The following is a 25,779-nucleotide window of genomic DNA, read 5'->3' as shown; positions in this document are numbered from 1 at the left end:
ACCCCCGCCCTACCCCCCATGAGTAAGGAATACGAAATCAGCATCGACCCACGGATACTGGAGCTATTGGGACCGAACCTATACACAAACATCTACTACGTATTGGCCGAGCTTATCGCTAACGCTTACGACGCCGACGCGAAGAATGTTTACATCATCTCGAACAAAGACGACATCCGCGTGGAAGACGACGGCCACGGAATGTCCTACGCGAAAGGCGATGTCAGACGGTATTTGGACGTCGCCGCCGAATCACGAACAACGGAGACAGACTCCACTACCAAATCGCACAAACGAAAAAAGATGGGGCGCAAGGGAGTAGGCAAGCTGGCCGCCCTTTCTGTATCGGAGAATGTCGATGTCATGACCATCGCAGGTGGTGACAAGTCGGGATTCGTCCTATCTCGGAGAATTGAGAAAGACCGCAAGCTTCGCGCAATCCCCGAGGACAAAATTGAGTTCGAACACATAACGAAACACGGAACGGCCATCGTGATGAAGGCTCCGCAATATCGGTTGCACAATTCGCTTACCGCCGTGAAGCGCAATCTCCTGAAAATATTTCCCTTGGTAAGTAAGGATTTCAAAATCCACATCATCAGAGGCAAGGAGTCGGAGGTGATAAAAGATTTCGACCGGAACATCATGACTGAGCTCATCACGCTCATCACCCTCGGCAGGGCTTATGCCTCGCTGGGCGATCTGGTTCCGAACACTTTTCCGAAAAAGCGGAAGGAATTGGTCGGCACCTATCCGACGAAAGCGATTCCGCTGTCGTTGACGGACAATAAAGGAGCCGAGCATGAATATTCCCTCGAAATCAATGGATGGATCGGCACCTACCAGAGCACGAAGGGCCGGAAGGCCGAGATGACGGATTTCCCTGACAACTTCATCTCTCTGTTCGCGAATGGAAAGATGGGCGAATTCAACATTCTTCCCGTCGTCGGCCAAAACAAACTGAACGAGGTCTATGTGGTCGGGCAGCTTCACGTCGATCTGTTCGAGCTCACGGAATTGCCGGACATGGCATTGAGCAACAGACAGGGTTATAAATCCGACGATCCCCGTTACGTCGCGCTCCTTGAGTACGTGAGGCGTGATCTCTTGGCAGACATCCTCAGGCGCCGGGATACTTTCACAGACCTCAGAAACACTGATAAAAAGCTAAAAAAGGAAGAGAAACAGAAGCAGGACGAAGAAAACCTCAGGGTCGCCTTCGACGATTTTCGTGGGACTGCGAGCAAGGCGGCCGCAAAAAATCTCGCCAAGCTCGGGGTAAAGATGCCGTTGGAGTCACTTGAGAAAATCGTCTTGGATTCGATCAATCAGAACTCTCCCAACCTTGGACTGAAGCGGCTCGTAGATTCCCAGAAGAAGAGGATTTTGATCAGTCAGACGTTACCGGACAAATCGTTCGCGGACATCGTGCATGCGATGCTAGTGTTCAACAACGTGTCTTCCGAGGACATCCTATACACTAACTGCGACGATGAGGTCTGTCGCATTCCGGAAGGGCGCCATGTCTATGAATACCTGCGCGACTTCTTCATCGAGAGTTACTCGGATCAAAAGATTTTCGCTCTCTTCATTACCAGTGAGAACACTAAGGTTTCTTGGGGAGCGATCACAGAGGTGGGCGCCGCTTGGATCACGCAGATAGATCATAAGATTTTCAATATCCGCCCGTTCAGGCCCGAGCATCCCTTGGATGACGAAACCCAGTGGCAATCCACCAACAGAGATGGAAAGCCGGACGAACTGTGGATGACGCCGCTGAACGCAGATATTTTCTGCCAGAAGGTCGAAGCGGTTTGCGATACGCTCGGCTACAAGAAGAAAAAACGCGCCGAAAACAAAGCTCACCTCGGAACACTCGTTTCCATCCGGAAGGACTGAGAGGAAACAAGACGGAATGCGCTGAATGTCGTGCTGGGGCGGCCACGTTTGATGAGTACGTCCGTTACGAGACCGTTAACTGCTTAACATCATGGATCGGCTGAGTACAAAAGCTAGGTCGCGGTTAATGGCATCAGTCAGGCGGAAGGATACAAAGCCTGAAATGTTATTACGTCGGGCGCTGCACAAACTAGGCTATCGCTACCGAATAAATCAGCGGAGCCTACCGGGTTCACCTGACCTAGTATTTGCCAAACGACGTGTCGTAATTTTTGTGCACGGTTGCTTCTGGCACGACCACTCTGGCTGCAGATTCGCAACAAAGCCAAAATCGCAGGCTGCATTTTGGGCTGACAAGTTCCGAGCGAACAAAGAGCGAGATTCAAGAGCGTATATGGCGCTTAAATCTACCGGCTGGAAAACTTTGGTCGTTTGGGAGTGCGCACTTAAAGGAGCTAGCCTTGGTAAAACGATACTCAAAGCGGACCGCTGGTTAAAGCGGCCGTCTCCGGCGTATTTAGAATTATCCAGCAGCTAGGGTTAGCGGTCAGATTTTCCGCACTCCCCTGTCCATTTGCGTCCGGCTGATTCGTTGAGAGGGTGAGAACAAAACACCCCGAACCGAATTCCCGGTTCTGCGGTCCAATTCCTTCCCATGAAAAAACGGACTCCAAAAAACATCGTCTGCATCTGGTACGACAAAGACGCGCTCAAGGCCGCGAAGTTCTACGCGAAGACCTTTCCCAACAGCAAAGTGACCGCCGTCCACAAGGCCCCGTCCAACTTTCCGGGCGGAGGCAAGAAGGGCCAGATTCTCACCGTCGAATTCACCGTCCTCGGCATCCCCTGCATCGGCCTCAACGGCGGTCCCCAGTTCAAACACAGCGAGGCGTTTTCCTTCCAGGTCGCCACGGACAACCAGAAGGAGACGGACAAATACTGGAACGCCCTGATCAAGAACGGCGGCAAAAAGAGCGTCTGCGGCTGGTGCAAAGACAAGTGGGGCATCAACTGGCAGATCACCCCGCGCGTCCTCACCGACGCCATGGCCAAAGGCGGCGACACCGCCAAACGCGCCTTCGAAGCGATGATGGAAATGGACAAAATCGACGTCGCCAAAATCCAAGCCGCCATCCGCGCCAAATAATCACCGGTCACCGCGATCAACTCCCGGATTGAATCGCAAAGATGCAAAGCCGCTAAGATCAGTTCGTCCCTCTTGGACAGAGACACCGGGACCCCAGACAGGCGATCCCCTCCGCGTTTCCGCTCTTTCGCGCTTCAGCGATAACCGATCTCTGCATGTCTTCAGCTCGAATTTCCCCAAAGCCCTCGTTCGCTTCGCGTCTATCTTCGCACCTTAGCGTCTTCGCGATTCAACCACCCGCTGCCTAACCTTACGTGCTCGCGAACTTCGCCTGCATGCCGTCCGCGCTCGAGTCCGACACCCACGCTCCCTTCGCCCGCAAACGATTCGCCAGCACCTTCGTCAGAATCCCGATCGCGATCCCGTAGGTGACGATTCCCACAGCGAGGAGCCACGAAAAGTGCATCGTCGCTCCGCCAATCAGCAACCCCAGCACCGCGGTGCAAAGGTGCACCGGATAGAACGCGAGGAAGTAGATTCGGAATGGAACGCCCGCCAGCGGAGGCGTATAATTTTTCAGCGTGTAAGAAACGCCCGGCACAAATGCCAGCCACGTCGTGAACGGCCACGCGGTCTCGCGATCCAGTTTTGGCAGACTCCAGCCCGCCTTAGTCACCATTGCCGTTATCGGCCGCCGAAACAACCCCGACAGCGGATAACTCAACGCCAGATGAATCGGAATCGCCGCCGCGGCTGCCGCCAATCCCTGCCAGAAACCGAACCGCGCACCCACGGCCACCAGCATCAGTGAAACAGGAAAACCCGTAAGCGGAAGTACCACGAGGCAGAGCAGCAGAACAGGCACGGGCAAACCGGTGATCGCTTCCTTCCAATAGTGCCCTCCGAACTTTGCGAAGAGCCCAAACCCGACAACGATCATCACCGCGATCACAATGAGTTTGATGCGCTGACGACGTACTGAGCGGGAATCGGGCATAGATGCTCAACTACTTCGCACGAAGCCTGCCAGTTTGGGCTTTCGTGAAAAGCGGCCCCGGGAAATATAGTTCACAGGAAGACATTGAGAGCCATGTGTCGCAATTTCTCGAGTGCGGCAGGAGGCAAACCGCATTTCCACCAGTCGCTTTCTGAGCATTTTGCAACCAGCGCTTCCGCTCTTGGTGCAGCGGCAATCACAACTACTAACTAACCGCTCTTGTTCAACCGCCGTCAAAGAGCGCCACTCAGACAAGTTTCCTGTTTCTGAAGCACTCGACTATCTCTGCCAGTCGCACGGCAGATGCGTAGGCATTTCTCTCAATAAACGCGTGCGAGAAATGCCGCATGCACATGCACAAAATCGTTTTCAGTAACGCGCGAGGGAGCGCTTGCGATGTACGCGACACAACTCCCCATGAAAACAAAACTCCTCCTCTGTCTCGTCGCGCTGGTATTCACTGCGACCGCGAACGCTGCGTTCTATTTGTTCTCTGATCTCGGCGCACCCGCGTCTTATCCGTGGGTTATTCCCACGGGTATCAACAACGCCGGCCAGATTGTCGGTTCCGCTTACGATCTCGGCGGGCACCCGGTCGCGTTCCGCCTGGCATCTGGAACCTTCTACACTCATCCATCGCCCGGGCCTGCTCATTCGAGTTGGGGCAACGCCATCAACAGCACAGGCATCATCGCGGGCCTCTGCGACCGTAATGGCAGTATCTACCACGCATGCTACGTCACGCCCGGTGGCGGCCTGGCGGTGGATTTCGACAGCGATTTCACCCGGAACAGCGAGGCCGTTTCAATCAACGACTCCAACTATGTCGTCGGCACCGCCTCATCGCAGCCGTTCATCGGCCACACCAGCGGCTGGATCTTTCTCCTCGGCTCTACCATCGGCGGCAACTTCGTCCCAAAAGACATGAACAACGACTTCGTCATGGCTGGCTACGACACGACCTGGGGTGGAAAGACCTATGACGTCGGCTCGGGCACCACCACCTACCTCGGCTGGGCGCTCGGCTCATTCAGCAATCGCGCCTACGCCATCAATGAAAGAGGCGAAGTCGCCGGCACGGTGGGCAGCCAGGGTTTTCTCTATTCGGGTGGCGTCGCCGTGAAATTCGGCTCCAGCGTCACCGAGGTGAAAGCCGTCAACACCGATGGCGACGTCGTCGGTACGGCCAGTGGAAAAGCCTTCGTGTATCTTCGCGACACCGCTCAATTCATCGACCTTAACACCGCTATCTCCGCCGCAACCGCCGCAACGTGGACGCTTCTCTCCGCTGACGGCATCAATGATGGTGGAGTCATCGTCGGCCGCGCCCGCCGCCTCGCCACTCCAGCCGACGACCCCGGCGCCGGCATGTACATCTATCGCGGTTACAGACTGCGCCCGTTCGTTTTCATACCGCTCCCTCTCACAATCACGCCTTGAGCAGCCACACTGCCGGAACAACACACACGCATCTCCGCATCGTCCCACAACGATGCGGAGTCTTGCGCGAGTCGCCGACTCCCGTGCCTGCACTTCGCTTTCCCAACCGTTCTCTATTCGCTACCACCGCCGCAGACCGCATCCGTCAGTGAGCATCTCGCGTAGCCTTGTTTTTCCGCCAGCCCGATAATTTCACCGCACACTGCCGAGAGTTTCTCGAAACGTTGCGCACTCGCCCCCGAGTCCAGGTTCTTCGCCACGTGTTGAAACAACGTGGTGCAAGACATAAGCTTCACGCAGTCGCCTTCGCTGCCCATCAACACCGGCAGACTCACGCCATTCTTCAGCTGCTCCGCAATCACCTCCATCACTCGCATCAGCCGCTCTGACAGAACCGGATCGTTCAAATACGCCCGCGCTTCCGCAAGATCGGCGATCCCATAAAACCGCGCCGTATCCGATCGCCCCAGACTCGCGAGCTGCGGCAGCACGTACCAGATCCAGTGGCTGGTCTTTTTGCCGGCCTGCATCTCCGCGAGCGCTATCGCGAAACCTGAGTTCGGATCATCTTGAGCCTTCTTGAAACGTTCGAGCGATTGGTCGGATGTCATGGGCTGGCCTTAAAACAAAGAGCCTTGATCGCCGCCATCCGGGATTTCCGGAATGCCCGGCAGCACCGGCTGCCCCAGAATCCGCCGCAGGGCGATCGCCGCCTTCGGCGCAAAATCCTCCGCGTGGTTGTTCACGCTCACGTGTACATCCTTCGCTTTCGTCGCCAGCTTCTGGATGCGCGCCGCAATCTCTTTCAAGTCTCTCTCCGTATACGCGTACCGATGTTTATCCTTCGCGTTCTCACCCAGGAGATAATCCGGATTCCGCCCATGCAGCCGCATGTACGCCACGTCCGGATGGGTCACTTCATCGATCGCCGGGAGCAATTTCGGCGAATCGATCCGCGGCAGATCGAGCGCCACCCAGACCAGCTGGCGGCTCCGAAAATACTCCAGCGCCTCCGCCAGCCGTTTCCCGTCAACCCACTCCCGGTTGCGAAACTCTACTGCAATCCGATGCGGGCGCAGCTTCTCCACCACCTCGTCCAGTTCTTCCAGGCTATGCTTCTTCGTCGTGAACGAGGGCGACAGCGTGAGCAGAAACACTCCGAATTTCTTCGCTTCAACAAACGGCCCGATCATCTCGTGCATCCGCTCGCACAAACCACTCTGCGCCGCCGCCGACGGATCGTCCGAAAAACCCCTCGGCAGCTTCACGTCGAAGAAAAATCCCGCCGGCGTCTGCGCCTCCCACGCCTGCACGTGCTCTCTTTTCGGCAGCGCGTGGTAAGTCGCGTTGAGCTCCACCCGGTCGAACCACTTCGTATAAAACGCCAGCCGCCGCTTCTCGGGCAGCTTCTTCGGGTAAAGCACGCCCACGTACTCGTCGTCTCTCCAACTTCCGCATCCGATGTGAATAGCCATGCGCGGACCGTACCGGCTTGGCTGCATTCGTCCACTGGAAGTGCTCAGCTCGAACCACAACGACGCCCCGCCACCGTCCCCACAGAAAAAACCCGGGGCCTCGTCCGGTATTTTTCCAGAGCGCTCTTTGCCCTGCTCACAGGAACGCCCCGACCGAGTCCCTGTCGGCCCCGGCGATGAATACCCTCCTGCTTATCATTGTTCTTCTACTCCTCTTCGGCGGTGGCGGCTTTTACTTCGGTGGCCCAGCCATCGGTGGCGGCGGTCTCGGCTTGGTGCTCCTGATCGTCCTCATCATCTACTTGATGGGCGGCCTCCGCGGCCCTCGTTAATTCCGCCCTCTTCCAAACGGTGGCGGCACGCTTGGAGCGCGTCGCGGCTCGCATCCCAATGCTTGCCCGCCGCCCCGCCGCCACCTTTCGTCGGCCCTGCCGATGTTCACGCTCCGCGCTCTGCTCGACCGACACCCCACGATCCTCCTGATCGACTCCGCTTCGTCGCGCATCCAAGTCGGCCTCCTTCGCCTCGGCCACGATCCACTCTGGGAAACTGCTGCCGAAGAAGCCGGCACTGCGCTTTTCTCCCTCACCGAAAAACTTCTCGCCCGCGCCGCCTCGCCACTCGGCCCGCTCCCGCTCTCCGCGATCGAAGCCTTTCTCTTCTGCGACGGCCCCGGCTCCGTCCTCGGCATCCGCACCGCCGCCGTCGCCCTTCGCACCTGGCATTCGCTGCATCCACGTCCGTCCTACGCTTACACGAGCCTCGCCCTCGTCGCGCACACGCTCGCGCTCACGGAAAACCTCCGCGACTTCTCCGTCATCTCCGACGCCCGCCGCGAAACTTGGCACCGCGTCACCGTCGATTCCTCTGGCGCACTTTCGCCTCTCCACCGCACGCCCACCGCCGAACTCATCGGCCCGCTCATGCTCCCGGAATGTTTCCGCCACTGGTCCACGCTCCCTCAGTCCGTCCGCACCGTGCCCTACGATCTCGCCTCGCAACTCCTCGCGCTCGCCGGCACCCCGCTCTTCATCGAAGCCCCCGAGCCCGACGCCTTCCTCCACGAAGAGCCGTCCTATCAAACTTGGACCGCCAAAATCCACCGCGCGCCAGCCGGCCAGGCTTGAAATCGCCGGAGCAGAGCTTCCACAGCAACATACGCGTTCTCCCGTCCATGCCTGGCTCGTATTTCAGATTCTTCACATCTGTGTTCTCTGTGTCATCTGTGGTTAAAAAACAGCCCCCCTCCGTTCCTGATTTCCAGCCTTCCAGATTAAGTAATCTCCTCCTCCGAAACTCCGCGCCCTCCGCGTCTCCGCGGTGAATAAACTCCGCTCCGTCGCTCCATCGTTCGTCCCCCGTGCAAAACCTCTCCCGCCTCCCGCTCCGTTGCTGGGCCGAAATCGACCTCGCCGTCCTCGAGCGTAACCTGCACCTCATCCGCGCCTCGCTCCCGCCGCACATGCGCTACGTCGCCGTCGTCAAAGCCGACGCCTACGGCCACGGCCTCCCGCAGACCGCCGCCCGCCTCATGCACGCCGGCGCCGATCTCTTCGCCGTCGCCAACCTCGCCGAAGCAGCCGCCCTCCGCGAAATCGGCCCCGGCTGGCCCATCCTTCTCCTCAGCCCTCTCCTCCCCGACGAAGATCGCTACGTCGCCGAATACGACCTCACCGCGACCGTCTCCACCAGCGACGAAGTCCGCCGCCTCGACACCGTCGGCCGCACCGCCGGCCGTCCGATACAGGTCCACTTGAAAATCGATACCGGCATGGGCCGCCTCGGCGTCTGGCACGAGGAAACCGAAAAACTCTACGCCGAGATCCTCGCCGCTCCCTTCGTCAAACTCGCCGGAGTGTTCACGCACTTCTCTTCCCCCGACGACGACCCTGCATTCACCGCCGAGCAACGCCGCCGCTTCCTCTCCGCCCTCGCCCGCTGCCCTGGCCTCGAACTCTCCCAGCTCTTCGTCCACGCCGACAACTCCGCCGGCCTCGAGACCCTCGAAGCCGCCGGCCCCTTCAACGCCGTCCGCATCGGCCTCCTCCAGTTCGGCATCCTCCCGCGCCGGGAATCCCTCCTCACCCAGGTCCGCGCCGAGCCCGTATTCAGTTTCAAGACACGCGTCGGCATCGTCAAAAAACTCCCCGCCGGCACCGCCATCAGCTACGGCCGCACGCACACGTTAAAACGCGAAACCACCATCGCCGTCCTCACCGCCGGCTACGGCGACGGCATCCCCCGCGCCGCCAGCAACCGCGCGCAAATTCTCGTCGGAGGCTCTCGCTGCCCCGTCCTAGGCCGCGTCACCATGGACCAGACTATCGTCGACGTGACTGACATCCCCGGCGTCGCGAGTGGCGACGAAGCCGTCATCGTCGGCCGCCAGGGCGACGGCGAAATCTCCCTCGCCGAATTCAGCCACTCCTCCGACACGATCCCCTGGGAAACCCTCTGCTCCGTGACGAAGCGAGTCCCCCGCCTCTACAAAACCCAGCTCGGCCTCTGACCTAATCTTTCTCGTTCTCTTTCTCTTACTCGTTCGCCCCTCCGACATAGGTCCTATCGGTCCCATAAGACCCATAGGACCTATTCTTTTCCGCGCTCCCCTCGTCGCTTCCGTCCTTCGCCCCTTCGCGCCCTTGCGATTCCGCTCTTCACAGCGTCCGCGAAAAAACCTTCGCCCGCGTTGAACCTTCCGCCCCTTCGCGCATTCCACTGAGACAAACCCCGACGTGTCGCCCCCCGATCCCCAGCTCCTCCGCGCCGCCCGCGCTCACGACTTCGCCGCCTGGGATCGCCTCCTCAAAGCTCACCAGCTCCCGCTCTACACCTACATCGCCGAACTCATCCGCGACGACACCGCCGCCCTCGACCTCGTCCAGGAAACCTTCGCCTCCGCCGTCCGCCACCTTGCCACACTGCGCGACGACGCCCGCTTCACCTCCTGGCTCTTCGGCATCGCGCATCAAAAATGCGCCCAACACTTCCGCCGCGCCCGCCGCACCGACGCCCGCTTCGTTGACACATCTTCTCTTACGCCCGTCTCCGACGACACCTCCGGCTCCCCAGCCTCCACCGACCCGCTCGCCAACATCGCCGACCCCACCGTCGACGATCCCCTCGCACAACTCCTCCGCCGTGAAGACGCGTCCGCCCTCTTCGCCCTTGTCGAACAACTCCCGCTCCCCCAGCGCTCCGTCATCCTCCTTCACATCCTGGAAGATTTCCCACTCGAAGAAATCGCCCGCATCACCGCCGCCCCGCTCGGCACTGTGAAGTCCCGCCTCCACCACGCCAAACGCGCCCTCCGCCAGCTCCTCACCGTGCCCCCGCCCCCGACCACGCCATCACCCGCCGCTGCGCCCTCCGCAAACACCACCGCGTCATGAATAAAAAATCTCCCCGCGATCATCTCCTCGCGCGCCACGCTTCCGCCGCCCCGCAGCTCGACGCCCTCCGCCACTCCGTCCTGTCCTCCACGCTCACACGCCACGCCGCCCAAGACGCCCCCGTACCCACATCTCAACTACTACGCGCCCTCTTCCTCCCCCACCGCCGCCTCTGGACGACTCTCGCCGCCACTTGGACTCTCCTCCTCGCCCTCCACTTCCTCCGCTCCGATCCAAAAGCCAGTTCTCTCACCCCCAACTCAGCGCAACTCGCCTCGGCCCCATCAACGACCACGCGAGTGTCCTCGTCTTCGCCAACCCACCCCGACCGCCTCCCCACGTCCACCAGCTTCGCCGACCGCCAGGCACAACTCCATGCCCTTCTCCGCTAAACTCATCCGCCGCCTCCGCCGCTTGCTCATCGTTCTCGCCTGCGTCGCCACCCTCATCGCCGTTGCCTGGCAGATCGAAAACATCCGCGGCGAACGTGAGTGGAAAGCCACCTTAAAAACCTACGCCGACCGAGGTGAGCCTCTCGACACTCTTCCAGTACCGCTTCCTATACCGGCGGAAGAAAATTTCCTGCAAACGCCGCTACTGACACCGCTTCTCCTGGAAAAATATGACAGCTCCAAACTCACCGCGTTTCGTTCGAAAGAACCGTTCTTCGATTTTGCTCCGACCACTCAGACTCTATGGGACAATGGCGAGCACCTCAACCTGGGTTTGCTCGCCCGCGATATTGCAAAGCAGCGCGCGGAAAAAAAACTGCCTGCTTTGTCTCCATCGAAAGATGCCGATCTGATTCTTGCTCAATTCAACATCGAGAAACCCGACCTCGCCGAACTACGCGAAGCCGCACTTTTTCGACCGCTTGCTAGAGTGGTAAGACCCGGACCGCCGCCCGCCATTGGGCAACTGCTGAAAATAGAGTTCCCCAATTTTAGCATTCAACGGTACTTCGCCCGTCAGCTGATGTTTCAATCATCCGCGCTTCTAGCCAACTCCCAGCCTGATCTCGCCTACCCCAGCGTCCTCGCCGCCATCCAGCTCGCAAAAGGCCTCGGCGATCACCCCTACACCTTGGTCGAAACAATGATCTCTGCCGTGCTCATTCGTATGGCGATTCAACCCGTCTGGGAAGGTGTTCGACAACACTCATTCACCGACAGCCAGCTCGCCCGCTTCTCCGCGTCATTCTCCGAAATGGACCTGTTAGGCGCACTCGCTCAAACGATCCGCAACGAACGCAACAACGCGATGTTTCTGCCGCTCTCGTCTGTCAGTGAGCCGACCGCGTCCGAATGGCATCCAGGTCTATATGCCCTGATGCCCGAAGGTTGGTGGCTGCAAAATAAAACCAGAATGGTCAGAATGAATGATCCGGTCCTTGAGGCTATCGCCAGTCAGGAAACGCCAGGCTTCCGGGCCAAACTCCAAGCAATGCAATATCCCCCTCCGAGCTTCTCCCCTGCGCCCTACAGTTTCTTCGCTGAAGCCTTCATGACTTCCTACGAAAAAATCGTCCCCAACGTCGCCCGCTCCGCCAACGCCACCCGCCTCGCCCTCACCGCCTGCGCCCTCGAACGCCACCGCCTCGCCCACGGCGCGTATCCGGATTCCCTGACGGCCCTCGTGCCCGCCTACCTCCCTTCCGTCCCGCTCGACATCATCGACGGTGCCCCGCTCCGCTACCGCCTCAACCCCGACGCCACCTTCACCCTCTACTCCCTCGGTCTCGACGGTGACGACGACAACGGCCACCGCGCCCCCACCGGCTCCAACGACCTCACCACCGATGGCGACTGGGCCTGGTAACCGCCACTCCGCATCGTTCTTTCCGCCGCTTCCGCCGGCTCTTCTTTGCGCCTTCGCGTCTTTGCGTGAGCCCAATCGTTTCCGCCCAATCATGGCTCCGACCTTCGCGTCTTGGCGCTTTACCCCCGTCGAAAACTTTCTGCGTCATCCACGAAACCTCCGCCCGATCCCGGCGTCTCTCCCGACATGGAAACGCCCGCCTCCGCGAAGACCACTTCCGCTTCCAACGCCGCAGTTGCCCCAGCCTCGACGCAACCTGCCCCGCCCACGCTTTCCCCCGCCGACGCCTGGACTCAACTCCCCGCTTCCGCCTTCGACGCCGCAGCCGCCCGGCACCTCCTCCGCCGCGTCACCTGGTCCGCCCAGCCCGACGAAGTCGCCCGCGCCGTCGCCGACGGCCTCCCCACCACCCTCGCCCGCCTCTTCCCCGCCGAGCCCGTCGCTCTCGCGAAACCCAAACTCGTTGAGCGCCTCGAAGAAGACACCCCCGACTTCGCCAAACGCCTCCGCGACGCCGACCCACTCCAGAAACGTGTCCTGCAAAAAGAAGCCCGCGACCGCTCCCAGCAGGCCTACCAGGATATGAGCATCAAGTGGCTCCAATTTTCCTCCGCGCCCGCCCACGCCGCGCAGGAAAAGTGGACCCTCTTCCTGAGCGACATCTACGTCATCAGTTTCGAGAAAATCAAAAACGCCGGCCACGTCTTCGACCACCAGGCCGCCATCCGCCGCCACGCCTTCGGCCCCGCCCCCGCTCTCACCAAAGCCATCTCGCGCACGCCCGCGATGATCCGCTACCTCGATCTGCAAGACAGCAAACGCGACGCTCCCAACGAAAATTTCGCCCGCGAACTCTTCGAGCTCTTCGTCCTCGGCGAGGGCAACTACACCGAGAAAGACATCAAGGAAGCCGCCCGCGCGTTCACCGGCTACCGCCAGCGACTCGGCGAGTTCTCGTTCGTTCAACGTCAGCACGACCCCCGCCCCAAAACCGTCTTCGGCAAAACCGCCGCCTTCACCGGCGACGACATCATCGACCTCGCCTACAAACAACCCGCCGCCGGCACCTGGCTCCCGCACGAGCTCGTCCGCTTCTACCTCACCGACGACCCGCTCCCGCCGGAATACCTCCCCGCCCTCGGCCAGTGGTGGAGCGCCCAAGCCTTCGATCTCCGAGCTCTCGCCCACCGTTTCTTCGGGAGCCAGCTCTTCTTCTCTCCGTCTTATCGCGGCAACTACATCAAGAGCCCCGTACAGTTCTACCTAGCCCTCACTCAAGACCTCCAGCTCGACGTCGCCCCGCTCGCCCGCCAGGTCCTCGGCTCCCTCCGCCAGATGGGCCAGACTCTCTACAACCCGCCCAACGTCCGCGGCTGGGTCGGCGGACGCCAATGGATTAACTCCGCCACCTTCGGCGCCCGGCGCCAGCTCGTGCAGACCCTCTTCAACCCCATCAATGAGGCCAACCTCAACGCCGACGAACAAGTCGAGATCGTCGCCGCCCGTGCCGACGGCAAAGACCGTTTCGTCGTCGATAGCGAACACCTCAAAGCCTTCGCCGGCCTCACCGCCGAGCAAGCCGCCTCCCGCTTCCTCGACACGTTCCTCCCCGGCACCTCCGCTCCCGCCTACCGCGACGAAGTCACCGCTTTCCTGAAAGACGGCGGCTCCAAACAACTCACCCAACGCGTCCGCAACGCCGCCATCGCCCTCCTCCAATCCCCCGAGTACCAGCTCTGCTAAACGCGCCCTGAAAATCCGCACGCCATGAATAACTCACCGCACTTCCTCCCCACCACCCGTCGCGAGTTTCTCCGTTTCTCCGGCAGCGGCATCGGCCTTCTCGCCTTCAGCAATTTCGCCCCGTCTTTCCTCGTCCAGTCCACACTCGCCGCCACACCGCGCCCCGAGAAAGACCGTAGCATCCTCGTCCTCGTCCAGCTCGCCGGCGGCAACGACGGCCTCAACACCGTCATCCCCTTCGAGGACGCCAACTACTACCGCCTCCGCCCCACCATCGGCATCGCCAAGGATCAAGCCCTCCGCCTCTCCGACACTCTCGGCCTCCATCCTGCCTGCACCGCGATGCACGAACTTTTCAAGGGCGGTAAACTCGGCGTCATCCAAAACGTCGGCTACCCCAATCCCAACCGCTCCCACTTCCGCTCCACCGAGATCTGGGAATCCGGCAGCGACTCCAACCAGATCCTCTCCTCCGGCTGGATCGGCCGCTTCCTCGACAACACTTGCTCCGGCACGCCCGTCGCCGACAACGATCCGACCGCCATCCATCTCAGTGGCGAAGTCCCGCAAACCTTCCTCGCCGACCAGGCTCACCAAACCTTCGGCCTCAATCCCAACACCATCGGCCGCCGCGAAAACAAACAGAACATGGAGTTCCTGGAGCGCCTCGTGCACCAGCCTTCCGCCGATCACGACGAACACGGCAACAACTCATTCCTCAAGCAGACGATGATGGACGCCCTCGTCACCGAGAAGCGCGTCCAAAAAGTCCTCGGCGGCTACCAGCCCGCCTCCACGTATCCGGGCAATCCCTTCGCCCAGTCTCTCAAGAGCGTCGCCGCCCTCATCGCCGCCGGCCTCTCCACCCGCGTGTACTTCGTTTCCCTCGGCGGCTTCGACACTCACGCCAACCAGGCCAACCTCCACCAGAACCTCATGAAGACGCTTTCCGACGGCCTCGCCGCCTTCCAGAAAGACCTCGAAGCCCACAAGCTCGACGATCAGGTCACCACGATGACGTTCTCCGAATTCGGCCGCCGCCCCATGGAAAACGAAAGCAAAGGCACCGACCACGGCACCGCCGCTCCGCTCTTTGTCATGGGCTCTAAAATCAAAGGCGGCCTCCACGGCACCGCGCCCGACCTCAACCTCGCGCGCAACCAAGACCTCACCTACACCACCGATTTTCGTCAGGTCTACGCCACGATGCTCGACCGCTGGTTCTCCTGCCCGACCGATCAGATCCTCGGCAAATCCTACCAGCCCCTCGGCTTCATCTAACGCGTTCCGCTCCGTTGGAGGCGCGTTGCCCCCACCGCGCAAACCGCCGCCCGCTTACCCCGTTCCGCCCACCGCCAACGCGCACGCCCGCGTTCGCCGCACCCAACACTCCGACTCGGAGGGACGACCTCCTTGTCGTCCGTTCGTGCTCACGCGCTCTTCCCCGTCCGCCTCCGCGATTTCTTATCCCCACGTCATGGGTACTTATACCCACTCGCACGCGAAATCTTCCCCTAAATCCGGCCTTTGCGCGTGCCGTTCATAACTTTTTAGCGATAGTTCCGTCCTGCCTATCGCCAGAACATGAACACACCACGCCACACCCGAAACCAGCCCACGCGCTCATTCACGCGCACCGGGCGTTTCGTGCCCGGCGCCGTCCTCCGCCTGTTCGCCACGCTTATCGTCGCGCTCGCCTTCACTTCATCCACCACCCCACTCCACGCCGCCGACTCCACCTGGAAAACCAACGGCACCGGCAACTGGTCCTCGAACTCCAACTGGACCTCCTCCAATCCCAATGCCACCACCGATACCGCCACTTTCGGCGGCATCATCACCGCCAACCGCACCGTCACTCTCGACGCCCCGCGGAGCATCGGTGCTCTCTTTTTCGACTCTCCCTACACGTACACGATCAGCGGCACTGCCAACGCGCTCACGCTCAACAATTCCACCGGCCTCACTCTCAACGGCTCCGGCGGCGCGCTGATCAACGTCGGCACGCTCACCCTCGCCTCGTCGCAAACCTGGACCGGCTCCGGCACCGGCAACGCCACCGTCCAGAACACCATCGCCGGCTCCGGGTCGTCCCTCACCAAATCCGGCGCGTTCACCCTCACGCTCAACGGCGCCAACACCTTCTCCGGCGGCCTCACGCTCAACTCCGGCCTCACCCAGTTCGGCAACAACACCGCCGCCGGCTCCGGCACCCTCACCCTCGCAGGCGGCTCCATCGCCGCCACCGGCGCCAGTCGCACCTTGGCGAATACCGTCAACGTCACCGCCGACACCACCGTCACCGGCTCCCAGGCGCTCACCCTCTCCGGCCCGATGACGCTCTCCGGCGGTTCGAGGATCTTCACCATCGACAACACCGCCACCACCACCTTCTCCGGCTCCATTGGCCAGCAGTACAACGCCGGCTTCACCAAAGCAGGCTCTGGCAACCTCATCCTCTCCGGCTCCAATTCCTTCACCGGCGCCGTCGCCGTCAACGCCGGCACCCTCACCCTCCGCCACCAGTACGCCCTCGGCGACACCGGCACCTGGGGCAACACCATCGCCAGCGGCGCGACCCTCGCTCTCGAAAACAACATCATCGTCAAAGAAGGCGGCTTCACCTTCAGCGGCACCGGCGACGGCGGCGTCGGCGCCCTCCGCAACGTCTCCGGCAACAACACCCTCTCCGGCTCCATCAATCTCGGCTCCGCCACCACCTTCGTCTCCGAAACCGGCGGCACGCTCACACTCTCCGGCGGCTACCTCGACGCCTCTCAGGCGCTCACGCTCACCGGCCCGGGTAACACCATCATCGAAAGCTCTCTCCAAGGCTCAGCCTCGGTCCTCAAAACCGGCTCCGGCACGCTCACGTATTCAGGAACCAACGCCAACTCGTTCTCCGGCGCCACCACCGTCAACACCGGCACCCTCGTCCTCAACAAGACCGCCGGGACCGACGCCATCGCCGCCAACCTCACCATCAACAACGGCGGCACCGTCCGTCTCGACGCCTCCAACCAGATCAAGGACTCCGGCACCACCGTCACCGTGAATCAGGGCGGCACCCTCAACCTCAACAACAACTCCGACGCCATCGCCGCGCTCACACTCACCGGCGGCACCGTCGCCACCGGCACCGGCACCCTCGCCCTCGCCAACACCGGCAATGGCGCCCTCACCACCAACGCCTCCGCCACCTCGGCTACGATCTCCGGCAACCTCCGGCTCGACGCCTACAGCCACACCTTCGCCATCGCCGACGGCGCCGCCACCCACGACCTCGCCCTGCTCGCGACTCTCTCCGGCTCGGGCAACCTCATCAAAACCGGCGCGGGCACCCTCGCCTTCGGCGGCGTCAGCTCCAGCTACACCGGCTCAATCTTCCTCAACGAGGGCGCGATCAGCTTCCTCGCCGACAACATCTTTACCTCCTCCACCAATCTCACGATGGCCGGCGGCACGCTCTTCCTGAACGACACCTCTCAGATCTTCAACGCTCTCTCCATCACGGGAAACTCAGTCCTCGATTTTGGCGGCTCGTCTCTGCTGAACATCAACTCCCTCTCCATAGCCGACGGCTCCACGCTCACCATTACCAACTGGACCCAGAGCATCGACTACTTCTACTCCCAGTTCGCCCCCGGCGCCGCCGACCTCTCCCGTATCATCTTCTCCAATGCGTCATCACCCGGTGCCGCCTGGCAGAGCTACGACAAACAAATCACCCCTGTTCCCGAGCCCGCCACCTACGGCGCGCTCCTCACCGCCGCCGGCCTCGGCCTCTACCTCTGGCGCCGCAAACGCCACTAATCCGAGGTAGGGCGGGTTAGCCTTAACCCCGCCCAGTTGGATTCCGCATCACCATCACACTCACGCCCGCGGATGCGCCCGCGCGTAAATCTCCTTCAACCGCGCCACGCTCACATGCGTGTACACCTGCGTCGTGTTCAGACTCGCGTGCCCCAGCAGCTCCTGCACGACGCGCAAATCCGCCCCCGCATTCAGCAGATGCGTCGCATAGGAATGCCGCAGCTTGTGCGGCGTTAGACCATGCGGCAGATCCGCCAGCGCCAGATAACGCTTCAACATCAGCTGCACCGCCCGCGCATTCATCCGCTCATGCGCCTTCGTCACCAACACCGGCGCATCCACACCTGTCTCCCGCGCGAACTCCGTCTGAAATTTCCTGAGCACCGCCAGAGCCACCTTCCCCAGCGGACACAGCCGCTCCTTGCGCCCCTTGCCCGTCACCCGCGCCACGCCGTTGCTCATCTCCACATCGCCATGGTTCAGCCCCACCACTTCGCTCACCCGCAACCCGCCGCCATAAAGCAGCTCCATCGCCAGCCGGTCGCGCCACGCCGTGAACGCATCGATCGCCTCATTCTCCAGCAGCCGCTGCGGCCCGTTGAGCAACCGCTTCATCTGCTCCTCCGTCAAAAATTGCGGCAACCGCTTCTCCAGTTTCGGCAGAGGCACGCCCACAAATGGATTCCGCACCACTTTCCCGCGCATCAGCCAGAACTTAAAAAACGCCCGCAGCCCCGACACGTGATTGTGCAGCGTACGCCGGTCGAATCGCTCCTGCGCCTCGATCACGAAATCCCGCACCACGCGCTTCCCTAAAGCCGCAAAATCCCCTTCACCAAAAACCGTCTCCGCCAGTTTCTCCCCATCGAGCCACCGATAAAAATTCTCCAGCGCCTGCCGGTAATTCCGCACCGTATAACGCGAGTACCGCCGCTCCTTCTCCAGATAATCCAAAAACGGCCCCACCCACTCCCGCATCATCGCGTCCGTCATAACCACGCCCGTCGTCTCCCCCTCCTCCGGCGTAGCCGCGTCGTTTAAGACGCGGACCTCCCGCTCAGCCGAAGCCTTTACGACCTCCGCCTCCGCGCGCGGCTTCACCGCGTCAGACTCACTTCGCTTGCTGCGCGCGCTTTTCGACATCGTCCTTCACCCTCTCCGCGTACAACCGCAACGCCCCTTCCGGGTCGAGCCCCTTCACCCGGCTCGCCGCCGCGATCTCGAACAACAACCGCCCGAGTTCCACCGTGTTCAGCTCCGCGCCCAAAGCATGGATACGCGTCACGTTCACGTCCTCGCCCACCGGCAGTTTCTTCTTCTCGATCTGCTTCCAGATCGCCTCCGCATACATCAGCGACGGCAGCTTCGGCGGCAGCTCCTTAAAAATACTTTCCGTTTTCCCCGCGTCCCCCTTCGCCGCCTTCTCCTGCGCCTTGATCTCCTCCCACTTCACCACGACCTCCGCGCCCGTCCCTAGCTTCGCGTGATCCCCGAACACATGTGGATGCCGCCGGACTAACTTTTCGTTCACCTCTCGCGCTACATCTTCGAGAGTAAAGTGCCCCGCCTCCTCCGCGATCTGCGCGTGAAAAACCACCTGGATCAACACATCGCCCAGCTCCTCGCGCATGTGCGGCATATCGCCCCGGTCGATCGTCTCAAGCAACTCGCTGACCTCATCTATCAGACAACGCGTGAGCGACGCATGCGTCTGCTCCTGATCCCAAGGACACCCACCCGGCGCACGCAACCGCGCGATCGTTTTGCGAAGCTCTTCAATGGCACTCATGCCGCGAAGAAAACTCACGAAACTCCCGAAACACACGAAAATTTCCAGCCGCTGTTCGTCCCTCCTGCCAGATTGCCTGCATCTATCGTCATCACCTCTGTGCTCTGCCATCACACTCTGTTCTGGTTTTCGTGAATTTCGTGTGTTTCGTGGTGCGCTTCACATGTCCGACAAACTCACCGAGATCATGGCCTGGAAGCGCCAGGAAGTCGCCTCCCTCCTCCGCACCGTTTCCCTCGACGAACTCTCCCGCCTCAACGCCTCCCTCTCGAAGCCCCCGTCCTTCGCCGCCGCGCTCCGCCGCCCCGACGGCAAACTCGGCGTCATCTCCGAGATCAAGCGCCGCTCCCCCTCCGCCGGCGCCATCGCCGAGAAAATCGCCGCCACCGATCAAGCCCTCCGCTACCAGGCCGCCGGCGCCAGCGCCCTCTCCGTCCTCACCGACACCAAATTTTTCGGCGGCACTCTCGACGACCTCCGCAGCGTCACGCAGCTCTTCCGCGAAAAACCGCCCGCCGTCCCCTGCCTCCGCAAGGACTTCATGGTTCACCCCATTCAAGTCCTCCAGGCCCGCGAAGCCGGCGCCTCCGCCATCCTCATCATCGTCCGCGCCCTTTCCGACGCCGACATCAAGACCCTTTTCGATGCCGCCACCGCCGCCGGTCTCGACGCCCTGTTCGAGATTCACAACGACGCCGAGCTCGACCGCTCCGTCCGCCACGGCGCGAAGATCATCGGCGTCAACAACCGCGACCTCGCCATCTTCAAAACAGATCTCGGCCTCAGCGAACGCCTCATCCCGAAATTCCCAAAGGACGTCATCGCCGTCAGCGAAAGCGGCATCTTCACCGGCGCCGACGCCGCCCGGGTAAAAGCCTGCGGCGCCCACGCCATCCTCGTCGGCGAAGCCCTCATGAAGTCCCCCAACCCCGCCGCCCTCATCGCCGAGTTCCGCGCAAACTAACACTCACCTTCCGAACATTCGCGTCCATTGGCGTCCATTGGCGGTTAAAAATCTCCCTCTGCCCGCCTCCGACATCAGTGTCACTAAGTGCCCATCAGTGGTTAAAATTCCGATGCCTTCATCCCTCATGCCTCTGATCCGCACGCGCTCATCACAGGATTGCATGGCTCGACCTCCAATCATGGCGTTCACGCTATTGGTTCTTCTGTGTGCATTTTCCGCAGCCTGCACGTCACACAAACCTGAAGCCCTCGCTCAAACCGCCTCCATCAACGATCTAGCGCCCTTCTGGGACGAAGACATCGTCAATGGCTCACGCTGGGCATTCGAGGTCATAGCCGTAAACGGTCGCCTACCTCAAAGGGCACAGCATCCCATCGCCACTATGATTCCCTATGTGGTGACTCCGGCAGGCAGCTACTTACTTAAGGTCAAAACCACCCGAACTCCGTCAGCCGACATAAAGCGAGAAGTTGTCGAATTCATGACGGTTCAAGCCACCCTCGAGCCAGGAAAACACTATCGTTTAGCATTCAGGGATGGACTCCTCGCTTTGGTCGAAACCTCAAATTCCCTGAATAAAAACTGAGTGCCTGGTCCCTCCTTCATGCCGCTGACCCCCTCCGCCACGCGCGACCTCCTCGCCAAGCTCGGCCACCTGCCGAAACGCTTCCTCGGGCAAAACTTCCTCGTAGACGGCAACATCGTCCGCAAATCCCTCGAACTCGCCCAGATCGCCCCCGGCGATGTCGTCGTCGAAGTCGGTCCCGGCCTCGGCACGCTCACCTCCGCGCTCCTCACCGACGGAGCCGAAGTCTGGGCCGTCGAAAAAGACCGCACCCTCCACGCCCACCTCGAAGAAACCCTCGTCGTCGAGTTCCCATCCACCTTCCACCTCCTCGAAGGCGACGCCATCGAACACCCGCTCGCCGCTCTCCCCGCCGATCGCTCCGCCCCCTTCAAAGTCGTCGCCAATCTCCCCTACGCGATCTCCACCCCATGGATGGACGCCGTCCTCAGCGGCCCGCTCCCCGAACGCCTCGTCCTCATGCTTCAACAAGAAGCCGCCCAGCGCTACTCAGCCTCGCACGGCTCCAAACAATTCTCCGCCATCTCCATCTTCCTCCAGTCCGCCTACGACATCGCCCCCGGCCACAAAGTCGCCTCCGGCTGCTTCTACCCCAAGCCCGACATCGAGTCGTACCTCCTCCACCTCGTTCGCAAACCCGCGCCCTTCATTTTCTCGCCCGAAACCAAAGCCCTCATCCGCGCCTGCTTTCAGCAACGCCGCAAACAGATCGGCTCCCTCCTCCGCCAAAACATCGCCGACTCCGCCCACGTCTCCGCCTGGCTCGCCGTCCTCGCCACCGCCGGCCTCTCACCCCAAACCCGTCCCGAAGACATCCCCGCTCCGCTCTGGACGCAGCTTTCCGGCACCACACAGTGATCGGCCCTGTCTTTGCCCCTCCCCACTTTTCCCCATCCATGAACATCCGCCTTCGTCCGCTTCGTCTGCTCACTCTTCTCGCCTGTCTCGCCGCTCCGCTCCTCGCGCAAGACGATCCATCCTCCGAGCCGCCGTCACTGCTTGGCCAGATCGATGAGAACAACATCTACACCAGCCCCGACGGATTCTTCCGCATCCAGATCCCCGTCCTCGCCGAGCTCGATGGCACCGTCCAGGACACCAGCATCACCACCACTTTCCGCGACCCTTACGGCGTCCACATCTCCATCGGCAGCCTCCCGCTCAATGCCGAGTACCGCGCCGAACTGGATAAACGCGGCCGCAAAGATTTCCTTGCCTGGCTCTTCTCCCAGCACGTGCAGCCCGAATACCAAAAAGCCTTTCCTGGCACCACCGCCGAAAGCGCCAAATACCTCGCCACCACCCAGGATGGCTCCCTGCTCGTCATGAATCTCCTCCCCGGCGGCACCGCCTTCCGCGACCGCGTCCTCCTCGCCGAGGGCGAGCCCATTCCCGTCGCCAAACGCGGCTCACTCGTCTTCCTCAAAGGCGACCGCGTCGTCATCATCACCACCGAGCTCTATGAACGCATCCTCAAACGCGACACCTTCAAAAAAACTCCCGAAGAGGAAGACGCCATCCTCCGCAAACGCCTGCTGGAACTCCTCGCGAAAATGACGTTCCCAACCACCGTGCCTTCCACGTCCGCCGCTCCTGCAGCCCCCGCTCCCGCCGTCGCGAAATAAATCTCACGCGCCCCGCTCGACCGCTCCCGCCTCCCTTCATGAACCTCAAAGCCTTCGTCACCATCCTGCTCATCGGCGCTCTCGCCGGCTGGCTCAGTGGCGTGATCATGAAGGGCAAGGGCTTCGGCCTCGCCGGTAACGTCATCGTCGGCGTCATTGGCGCCCTCCTCGGCGGCTTCCTTTTCAGTATCGTCGGCATCACGGCGAGCGGCTTCGTCGGCCAGCTCATCTTCGCCACCGCCGGCGCGCTCCTCTTCGCCTATCTCCTCCGCTTCATCAAGCACTAGCCCACGCCCCGCCTCATGTCGTCACCCCGTCGCAATTCACCCCGCCTGCGACGCACCTTCGCGTTTTCCCTGCTCGCCGCCACCCTCCTGCTCTCCGGCTGCGTTTACCTCCGCCTCCTCGATCTCAAACGACAGTTCGCCCGCTTCGACACGCACTTCAAAGCCGACACCTCCGACGGCGTCCGCATCGAGTGCCTGAAACCCATTCTGCTCCCCGATGACGTCCGCTGGCTTGGCGTCTTCCCCGAGACAGTCACCACCGACGGCGTATCCGAAAAATGGCGCGTGCGCTGGGTCAAAGACGCCCCGCCCGGTGAACCTGAGACCGCCGTGTACGATGTCGAACTCGAAACCCGCTTCATCGACGACCGCCTCGCCTACGTCGGCATCCCCGAGCGCTACTTCGCCTTCTTTCCTAAAGAACTTTTTGTCAGCCTCCTCCGCTCCACAGGCGGCGCCCGCATCGACAAGAGCTCCCGTTCCGCCGAGGTCGATAACACGCCCGACCCCGCCGCCGCCGAGATCAAGCCTCCCACCATCGACTCCATCGGCGGCATGTTGGGCCGCCCCAACGAGCGCACCACCCGCGACGGCCTCGAAATCTTCCGCTACCGCTACCGAGCCATGACCCCCGAGAAAAAAGCGAAGCCCATCGAGATGACCTTCGCCTTCGACTCCGCCACCGGCCGTCTGCAAACGCTCAAGGCAAAGCTGCCCACCGACACGATTAACTTCCGCGTCGCCCCCAAAACCAAACCATGACCGCGCGTCATGCCTGGTTCGCCCTCTTTATGACAACACTCGCTGCGCACGCCGCGCTCGACCTCTCCACTCAACCGCCCGTCGCCACGCGCCAGCCCAAGGACGTCACCGTCCACGGCGACAAACGCACCGACGACTACTTCTGGCTCCGCGAAAAAGAGTCCCCCGCCGTCCTCGACTACCTGAAGGCTGAAAACGCCTACACCGAGTCCGTCACCGCTCCCGCGAAACCGCTCCAGGAAAAACTCTACACCGAGATGGTCGCCCGCGTGAAGGAGACCGACCAGTCCGTGCCCGCGCGCAAAGGCCGCCACGTTTATTACACCCGCACCGAGCAGGGAAAACAGTACCCCATCCACTGTCGCAAACTCGCCGATACGCCCAAGGCTCCCGAGGAAATCATCCTCGACATCAACCAGCTTGCCGTCGGCGAAGCCTTCATGTCCGTCGGCCACCTCGTCGTCAGTGACGACGCCCGCCTGCTCATCTACACCACCGACCGCACCGGCTCGCGCGACTACACCGTCCACATCAAGAACCTCGAGACCGGCGCCGAGATCCCGCAGCAGATCGGCAACGTCGCCTCCATCGAGTGGGCCGCCGACAACGACACGATCTTCTACGTCACCGAGGAAAAAGAAACCAAGCGCGCCTACCGCCTCGAACGCTGGGTGCTCTCCACCGGCCAGCGCCGCGTTCTCCTCGACGAGAAAGACGAACTCTACGACCTCGAGATCTCCCGCACCCTCGACGAAAAATACCTCGTCTGCATCTCCGAGAGCAAAACCACCACCGGCATCCTCGCCCTCCCGAGCAATCAGCCGCGCGGCAAATTCCGCGTCATCGTCCGCAAACGCGACGGCGTCGAATGCTCTCTCGAACACCGCGACGGCCTCTTCTACATCCTCACCAATCTCGACGCGAAAAACTTCCGCCTCGTCTCCGCTCCCGTGGACACCCCCACGCCGATGCACTGGACGGAAATCCTCCCGCACGATCCCGCCATCAAACGCGAAGACATCGAAACCTTCGCCAACCATCTCGTCGTCCACGAACGCGAAAACGGCCTCCCTCACATCCGCGTCATCGACCTCGCCTCCGGCAAACAGCACCGCATCCCGATGCCCGAGCCCATCTACGAAGTGGACGAGGGCGAAAATCTGGAGTTCGACACCACCAGCTACCGCTTCACCTACGAGTCCCCCGTCACGCCCGACTCCACCTACGCCTACGATCTCAACACCGGCGCCAGCACGCTCCTCAAACGCGCCGAAATTCCCGGCGGCTACGATCCCGCGCTCTACGCCTGCGAACGCATCTGGGCCTCTGCCTCCGATAAAACAAAGATCCCTGTCTCCCTCGTCTGGCGCAAAGACCGCCGTGCCCCCGGCCCGCAGCCGCTCTTCCTCTACGGCTACGGCTCCTACGGCGTCAGCATACCCGATTCGTTTTCGACCACCCGCCTCAGCCTCCTCGACCGCGGCGTCATCTACGCCATCGCCCACATCCGCGGCGGCGGCGAACTCGGCGAAGACTGGCGCGACGCCGGTAAAATGGCGCTCAAGAAAACCACCTTCACCGATTTCATCGCCTGCGCCGAAAGCCTCATCGCCAGCAAACACACCGACTCGAAAAAACTCATCATCAGCGGCGGTAGCGCCGGCGGCCTCCTCGTCGGCGCCGTCCTCAATCAAAAGCCCGCGCTCTTCCGCGCCGCCATCCTCGACGTCCCCTTCGTGGACATCGTCAACACCATGCTCGACGACACCCTGCCACTGACGACCAGCGAGTACATCGAGTGGGGCAACCCGAACGTGAAAGCTGAATACGCCTGGATGCGCGCCTACTCGCCCTACGACAACCTCAAGCCCCAGGCGTACCCAGCGATGCTCGTGAACGTCTCCCTCAACGACAGCCAGGTTCCCTACTGGGAAGGCGCCAAACTCGTCGCCAAACTCCGCACGTTGAAGACTGACTCCAACCCTCTCCTCCTGCGCACCAACCTCGACGCCGGCCACGGCGGCGCGTCAGGCCGCTACGATTCGCTCAAAGAAACCGCCTTCGACTACGCCTTCGCTCTGACGATTCTCGGCCTGTAG

Annotated in this window: 25 protein-coding genes; 20 read left to right on the top strand and 5 right to left on the bottom strand. The window is 61.5% G+C overall.

Going from position 1 to position 25,779, the window contains the following annotated elements; genetic code table 11:
* The first annotated feature begins 18 nt into the window (after positions 1–18).
* The 3 genes from CMV30_RS16825 (at position 19) to CMV30_RS16815 (ending at position 3,046) form a co-directional block, all read left to right on the top strand.
* Positions 19–1,899 carry an ATP-binding protein gene (locus CMV30_RS16825; RefSeq protein WP_096057103.1) on the top strand — a complete coding sequence of 627 codons (1,881 nt, stop codon included), beginning with the start codon at positions 19–21 and terminating at the stop codon, positions 1,897–1,899.
* Positions 1,900–1,990: 91 nt separating this feature from the next.
* Entirely contained in the window at positions 1,991–2,437 is a 447-nt protein-coding gene (locus CMV30_RS20870) for a very short patch repair endonuclease (RefSeq protein ID WP_096057102.1), read from the top strand.
* Between the two features lie 117 nt (positions 2,438–2,554).
* A complete protein-coding gene (locus CMV30_RS16815) occupies positions 2,555–3,046 on the top strand; it encodes a VOC family protein (RefSeq protein WP_096057101.1) in 492 nt (163 codons plus the stop codon).
* A gap of 250 nt (positions 3,047–3,296) precedes the next feature.
* Here the strand turns inward: CMV30_RS16815 and CMV30_RS16810 are convergent, their stop codons facing one another.
* The gene (locus CMV30_RS16810) at positions 3,297–3,983 is read right to left on the bottom strand and encodes a VTT domain-containing protein (protein WP_138223351.1); all 687 of its coding nucleotides are present in this window, start codon (positions 3,981–3,983) and stop codon (positions 3,297–3,299) included.
* A gap of 417 nt (positions 3,984–4,400) precedes the next feature.
* On the opposite strand from CMV30_RS16810, the gene CMV30_RS16805 reads away from it, so the two are divergent.
* Entirely contained in the window at positions 4,401–5,423 is a 1,023-nt protein-coding gene (locus tag CMV30_RS16805; RefSeq protein ID WP_138223350.1) for a hypothetical protein, read from the top strand.
* Between the two features lie 113 nt (positions 5,424–5,536).
* Here CMV30_RS16805 and CMV30_RS16800 read toward each other — a convergent pair whose 3' ends face one another.
* Positions 5,537–6,034 (bottom strand): DUF1810 domain-containing protein, encoded by a 498-nt coding sequence (locus CMV30_RS16800; RefSeq protein WP_096057098.1) that lies wholly within the window; start codon positions 6,032–6,034, stop codon positions 5,537–5,539.
* A gap of 9 nt (positions 6,035–6,043) precedes the next feature.
* Positions 6,044–6,898: a DUF72 domain-containing protein gene (locus CMV30_RS16795; protein ID WP_175414928.1), complete on the bottom strand. Its 855-nt coding sequence runs from the start codon at positions 6,896–6,898 to the stop codon at positions 6,044–6,046.
* A gap of 176 nt (positions 6,899–7,074) precedes the next feature.
* Between CMV30_RS16795 and CMV30_RS16790 the strand changes: the two genes are divergently transcribed.
* From CMV30_RS16790 to CMV30_RS16750, 9 genes are all read left to right on the top strand, one after another.
* A complete protein-coding gene (locus tag CMV30_RS16790; RefSeq protein WP_096057096.1) occupies positions 7,075–7,230 on the top strand; it encodes a DUF3309 domain-containing protein in 156 nt (51 codons plus the stop codon).
* A 102-nt stretch (positions 7,231–7,332) separates the two neighbouring features.
* Complete coding sequence (locus tag CMV30_RS16785; RefSeq protein WP_096057095.1) at positions 7,333–8,025, top strand: peptidase M22; 693 nt, start codon at positions 7,333–7,335, stop codon at positions 8,023–8,025.
* A 233-nt stretch (positions 8,026–8,258) separates the two neighbouring features.
* Positions 8,259–9,407 (top strand): alanine racemase, encoded by a 1,149-nt coding sequence (alr, locus tag CMV30_RS16780; protein WP_096057094.1) that lies wholly within the window; start codon positions 8,259–8,261, stop codon positions 9,405–9,407.
* Between the two features lie 226 nt (positions 9,408–9,633).
* On the top strand, positions 9,634–10,290 hold the full coding sequence (locus tag CMV30_RS16775; RefSeq protein ID WP_096057093.1) for an RNA polymerase sigma factor: 657 nt from the start codon (positions 9,634–9,636) through the stop codon (positions 10,288–10,290).
* Positions 10,287–10,682 carry a hypothetical protein gene (locus tag CMV30_RS16770; RefSeq protein ID WP_096057092.1) on the top strand — a complete coding sequence of 132 codons (396 nt, stop codon included), beginning with the start codon at positions 10,287–10,289 and terminating at the stop codon, positions 10,680–10,682. Before CMV30_RS16775 ends, CMV30_RS16770 begins: the two co-directional genes overlap by 4 nt.
* Complete coding sequence (locus CMV30_RS16765; RefSeq protein ID WP_096057091.1) at positions 10,666–12,108, top strand: hypothetical protein; 1,443 nt, start codon at positions 10,666–10,668, stop codon at positions 12,106–12,108. Before CMV30_RS16770 ends, CMV30_RS16765 begins: the two co-directional genes overlap by 17 nt.
* Before the next feature lie 186 nt (positions 12,109–12,294).
* A complete protein-coding gene (locus CMV30_RS16760; RefSeq protein WP_096057090.1) occupies positions 12,295–13,851 on the top strand; it encodes a DUF1800 domain-containing protein in 1,557 nt (518 codons plus the stop codon).
* A 24-nt stretch (positions 13,852–13,875) separates the two neighbouring features.
* Entirely contained in the window at positions 13,876–15,132 is a 1,257-nt protein-coding gene (locus CMV30_RS16755) for a DUF1501 domain-containing protein (protein WP_096057089.1), read from the top strand.
* A gap of 303 nt (positions 15,133–15,435) precedes the next feature.
* Positions 15,436–17,664: a beta strand repeat-containing protein gene (locus tag CMV30_RS16750; RefSeq protein WP_096057088.1), complete on the top strand. Its 2,229-nt coding sequence runs from the start codon at positions 15,436–15,438 to the stop codon at positions 17,662–17,664.
* A gap of 60 nt (positions 17,665–17,724) precedes the next feature.
* On the opposite strand, the gene CMV30_RS16745 is transcribed toward CMV30_RS16750, so the two are convergent.
* Together CMV30_RS16745 and CMV30_RS16740 are read right to left on the bottom strand one after the other, a co-directional pair.
* A complete protein-coding gene (locus CMV30_RS16745) occupies positions 17,725–18,765 on the bottom strand; it encodes a tyrosine recombinase XerC (RefSeq protein ID WP_281254866.1) in 1,041 nt (346 codons plus the stop codon).
* A gap of 10 nt (positions 18,766–18,775) precedes the next feature.
* Complete coding sequence (locus CMV30_RS16740; RefSeq protein ID WP_096057839.1) at positions 18,776–19,453, bottom strand: MazG family protein; 678 nt, start codon at positions 19,451–19,453, stop codon at positions 18,776–18,778.
* A 163-nt stretch (positions 19,454–19,616) separates the two neighbouring features.
* On the opposite strand from CMV30_RS16740, the gene trpC reads away from it, so the two are divergent.
* The 7 genes from trpC to CMV30_RS16705 all read left to right on the top strand — a co-directional run bounded on the left by trpC (position 19,617) and on the right by CMV30_RS16705 (position 25,779).
* Positions 19,617–20,417, top strand: coding sequence for an indole-3-glycerol phosphate synthase TrpC (gene trpC, locus CMV30_RS16735; RefSeq protein ID WP_096057087.1), 801 nt, complete (start codon positions 19,617–19,619; stop codon positions 20,415–20,417).
* Between the two features lie 112 nt (positions 20,418–20,529).
* Positions 20,530–21,006 (top strand): hypothetical protein, encoded by a 477-nt coding sequence (locus tag CMV30_RS16730; RefSeq protein ID WP_217494417.1) that lies wholly within the window; start codon positions 20,530–20,532, stop codon positions 21,004–21,006.
* Between the two features lie 18 nt (positions 21,007–21,024).
* Complete coding sequence (gene rsmA, locus CMV30_RS16725; RefSeq protein WP_096057838.1) at positions 21,025–21,864, top strand: 16S rRNA (adenine(1518)-N(6)/adenine(1519)-N(6))-dimethyltransferase RsmA; 840 nt, start codon at positions 21,025–21,027, stop codon at positions 21,862–21,864.
* A 38-nt stretch (positions 21,865–21,902) separates the two neighbouring features.
* Positions 21,903–22,631, top strand: a complete 729-nt coding sequence (locus CMV30_RS16720; protein WP_138223348.1) for a hypothetical protein — start codon at positions 21,903–21,905, stop codon at positions 22,629–22,631.
* Positions 22,632–22,669: 38 nt separating this feature from the next.
* Positions 22,670–22,918, top strand: a complete 249-nt coding sequence (locus CMV30_RS16715) for a GlsB/YeaQ/YmgE family stress response membrane protein (protein WP_096057084.1) — start codon at positions 22,670–22,672, stop codon at positions 22,916–22,918.
* A 15-nt stretch (positions 22,919–22,933) separates the two neighbouring features.
* Positions 22,934–23,680, top strand: a complete 747-nt coding sequence (locus CMV30_RS16710; protein ID WP_096057083.1) for a hypothetical protein — start codon at positions 22,934–22,936, stop codon at positions 23,678–23,680.
* Positions 23,681–23,709: 29 nt separating this feature from the next.
* A complete protein-coding gene (locus tag CMV30_RS16705) occupies positions 23,710–25,779 on the top strand; it encodes a S9 family peptidase (RefSeq protein ID WP_096057837.1) in 2,070 nt (689 codons plus the stop codon).

The sequence above is a fragment of the Nibricoccus aquaticus genome, from assembly GCF_002310495.1.
GTDB classification, from domain to species: Bacteria; Verrucomicrobiota; Verrucomicrobiia; order Opitutales; family Opitutaceae; genus Nibricoccus; species Nibricoccus aquaticus.
This window is presented reverse-complemented; position numbering and strand designations above follow the sequence as displayed.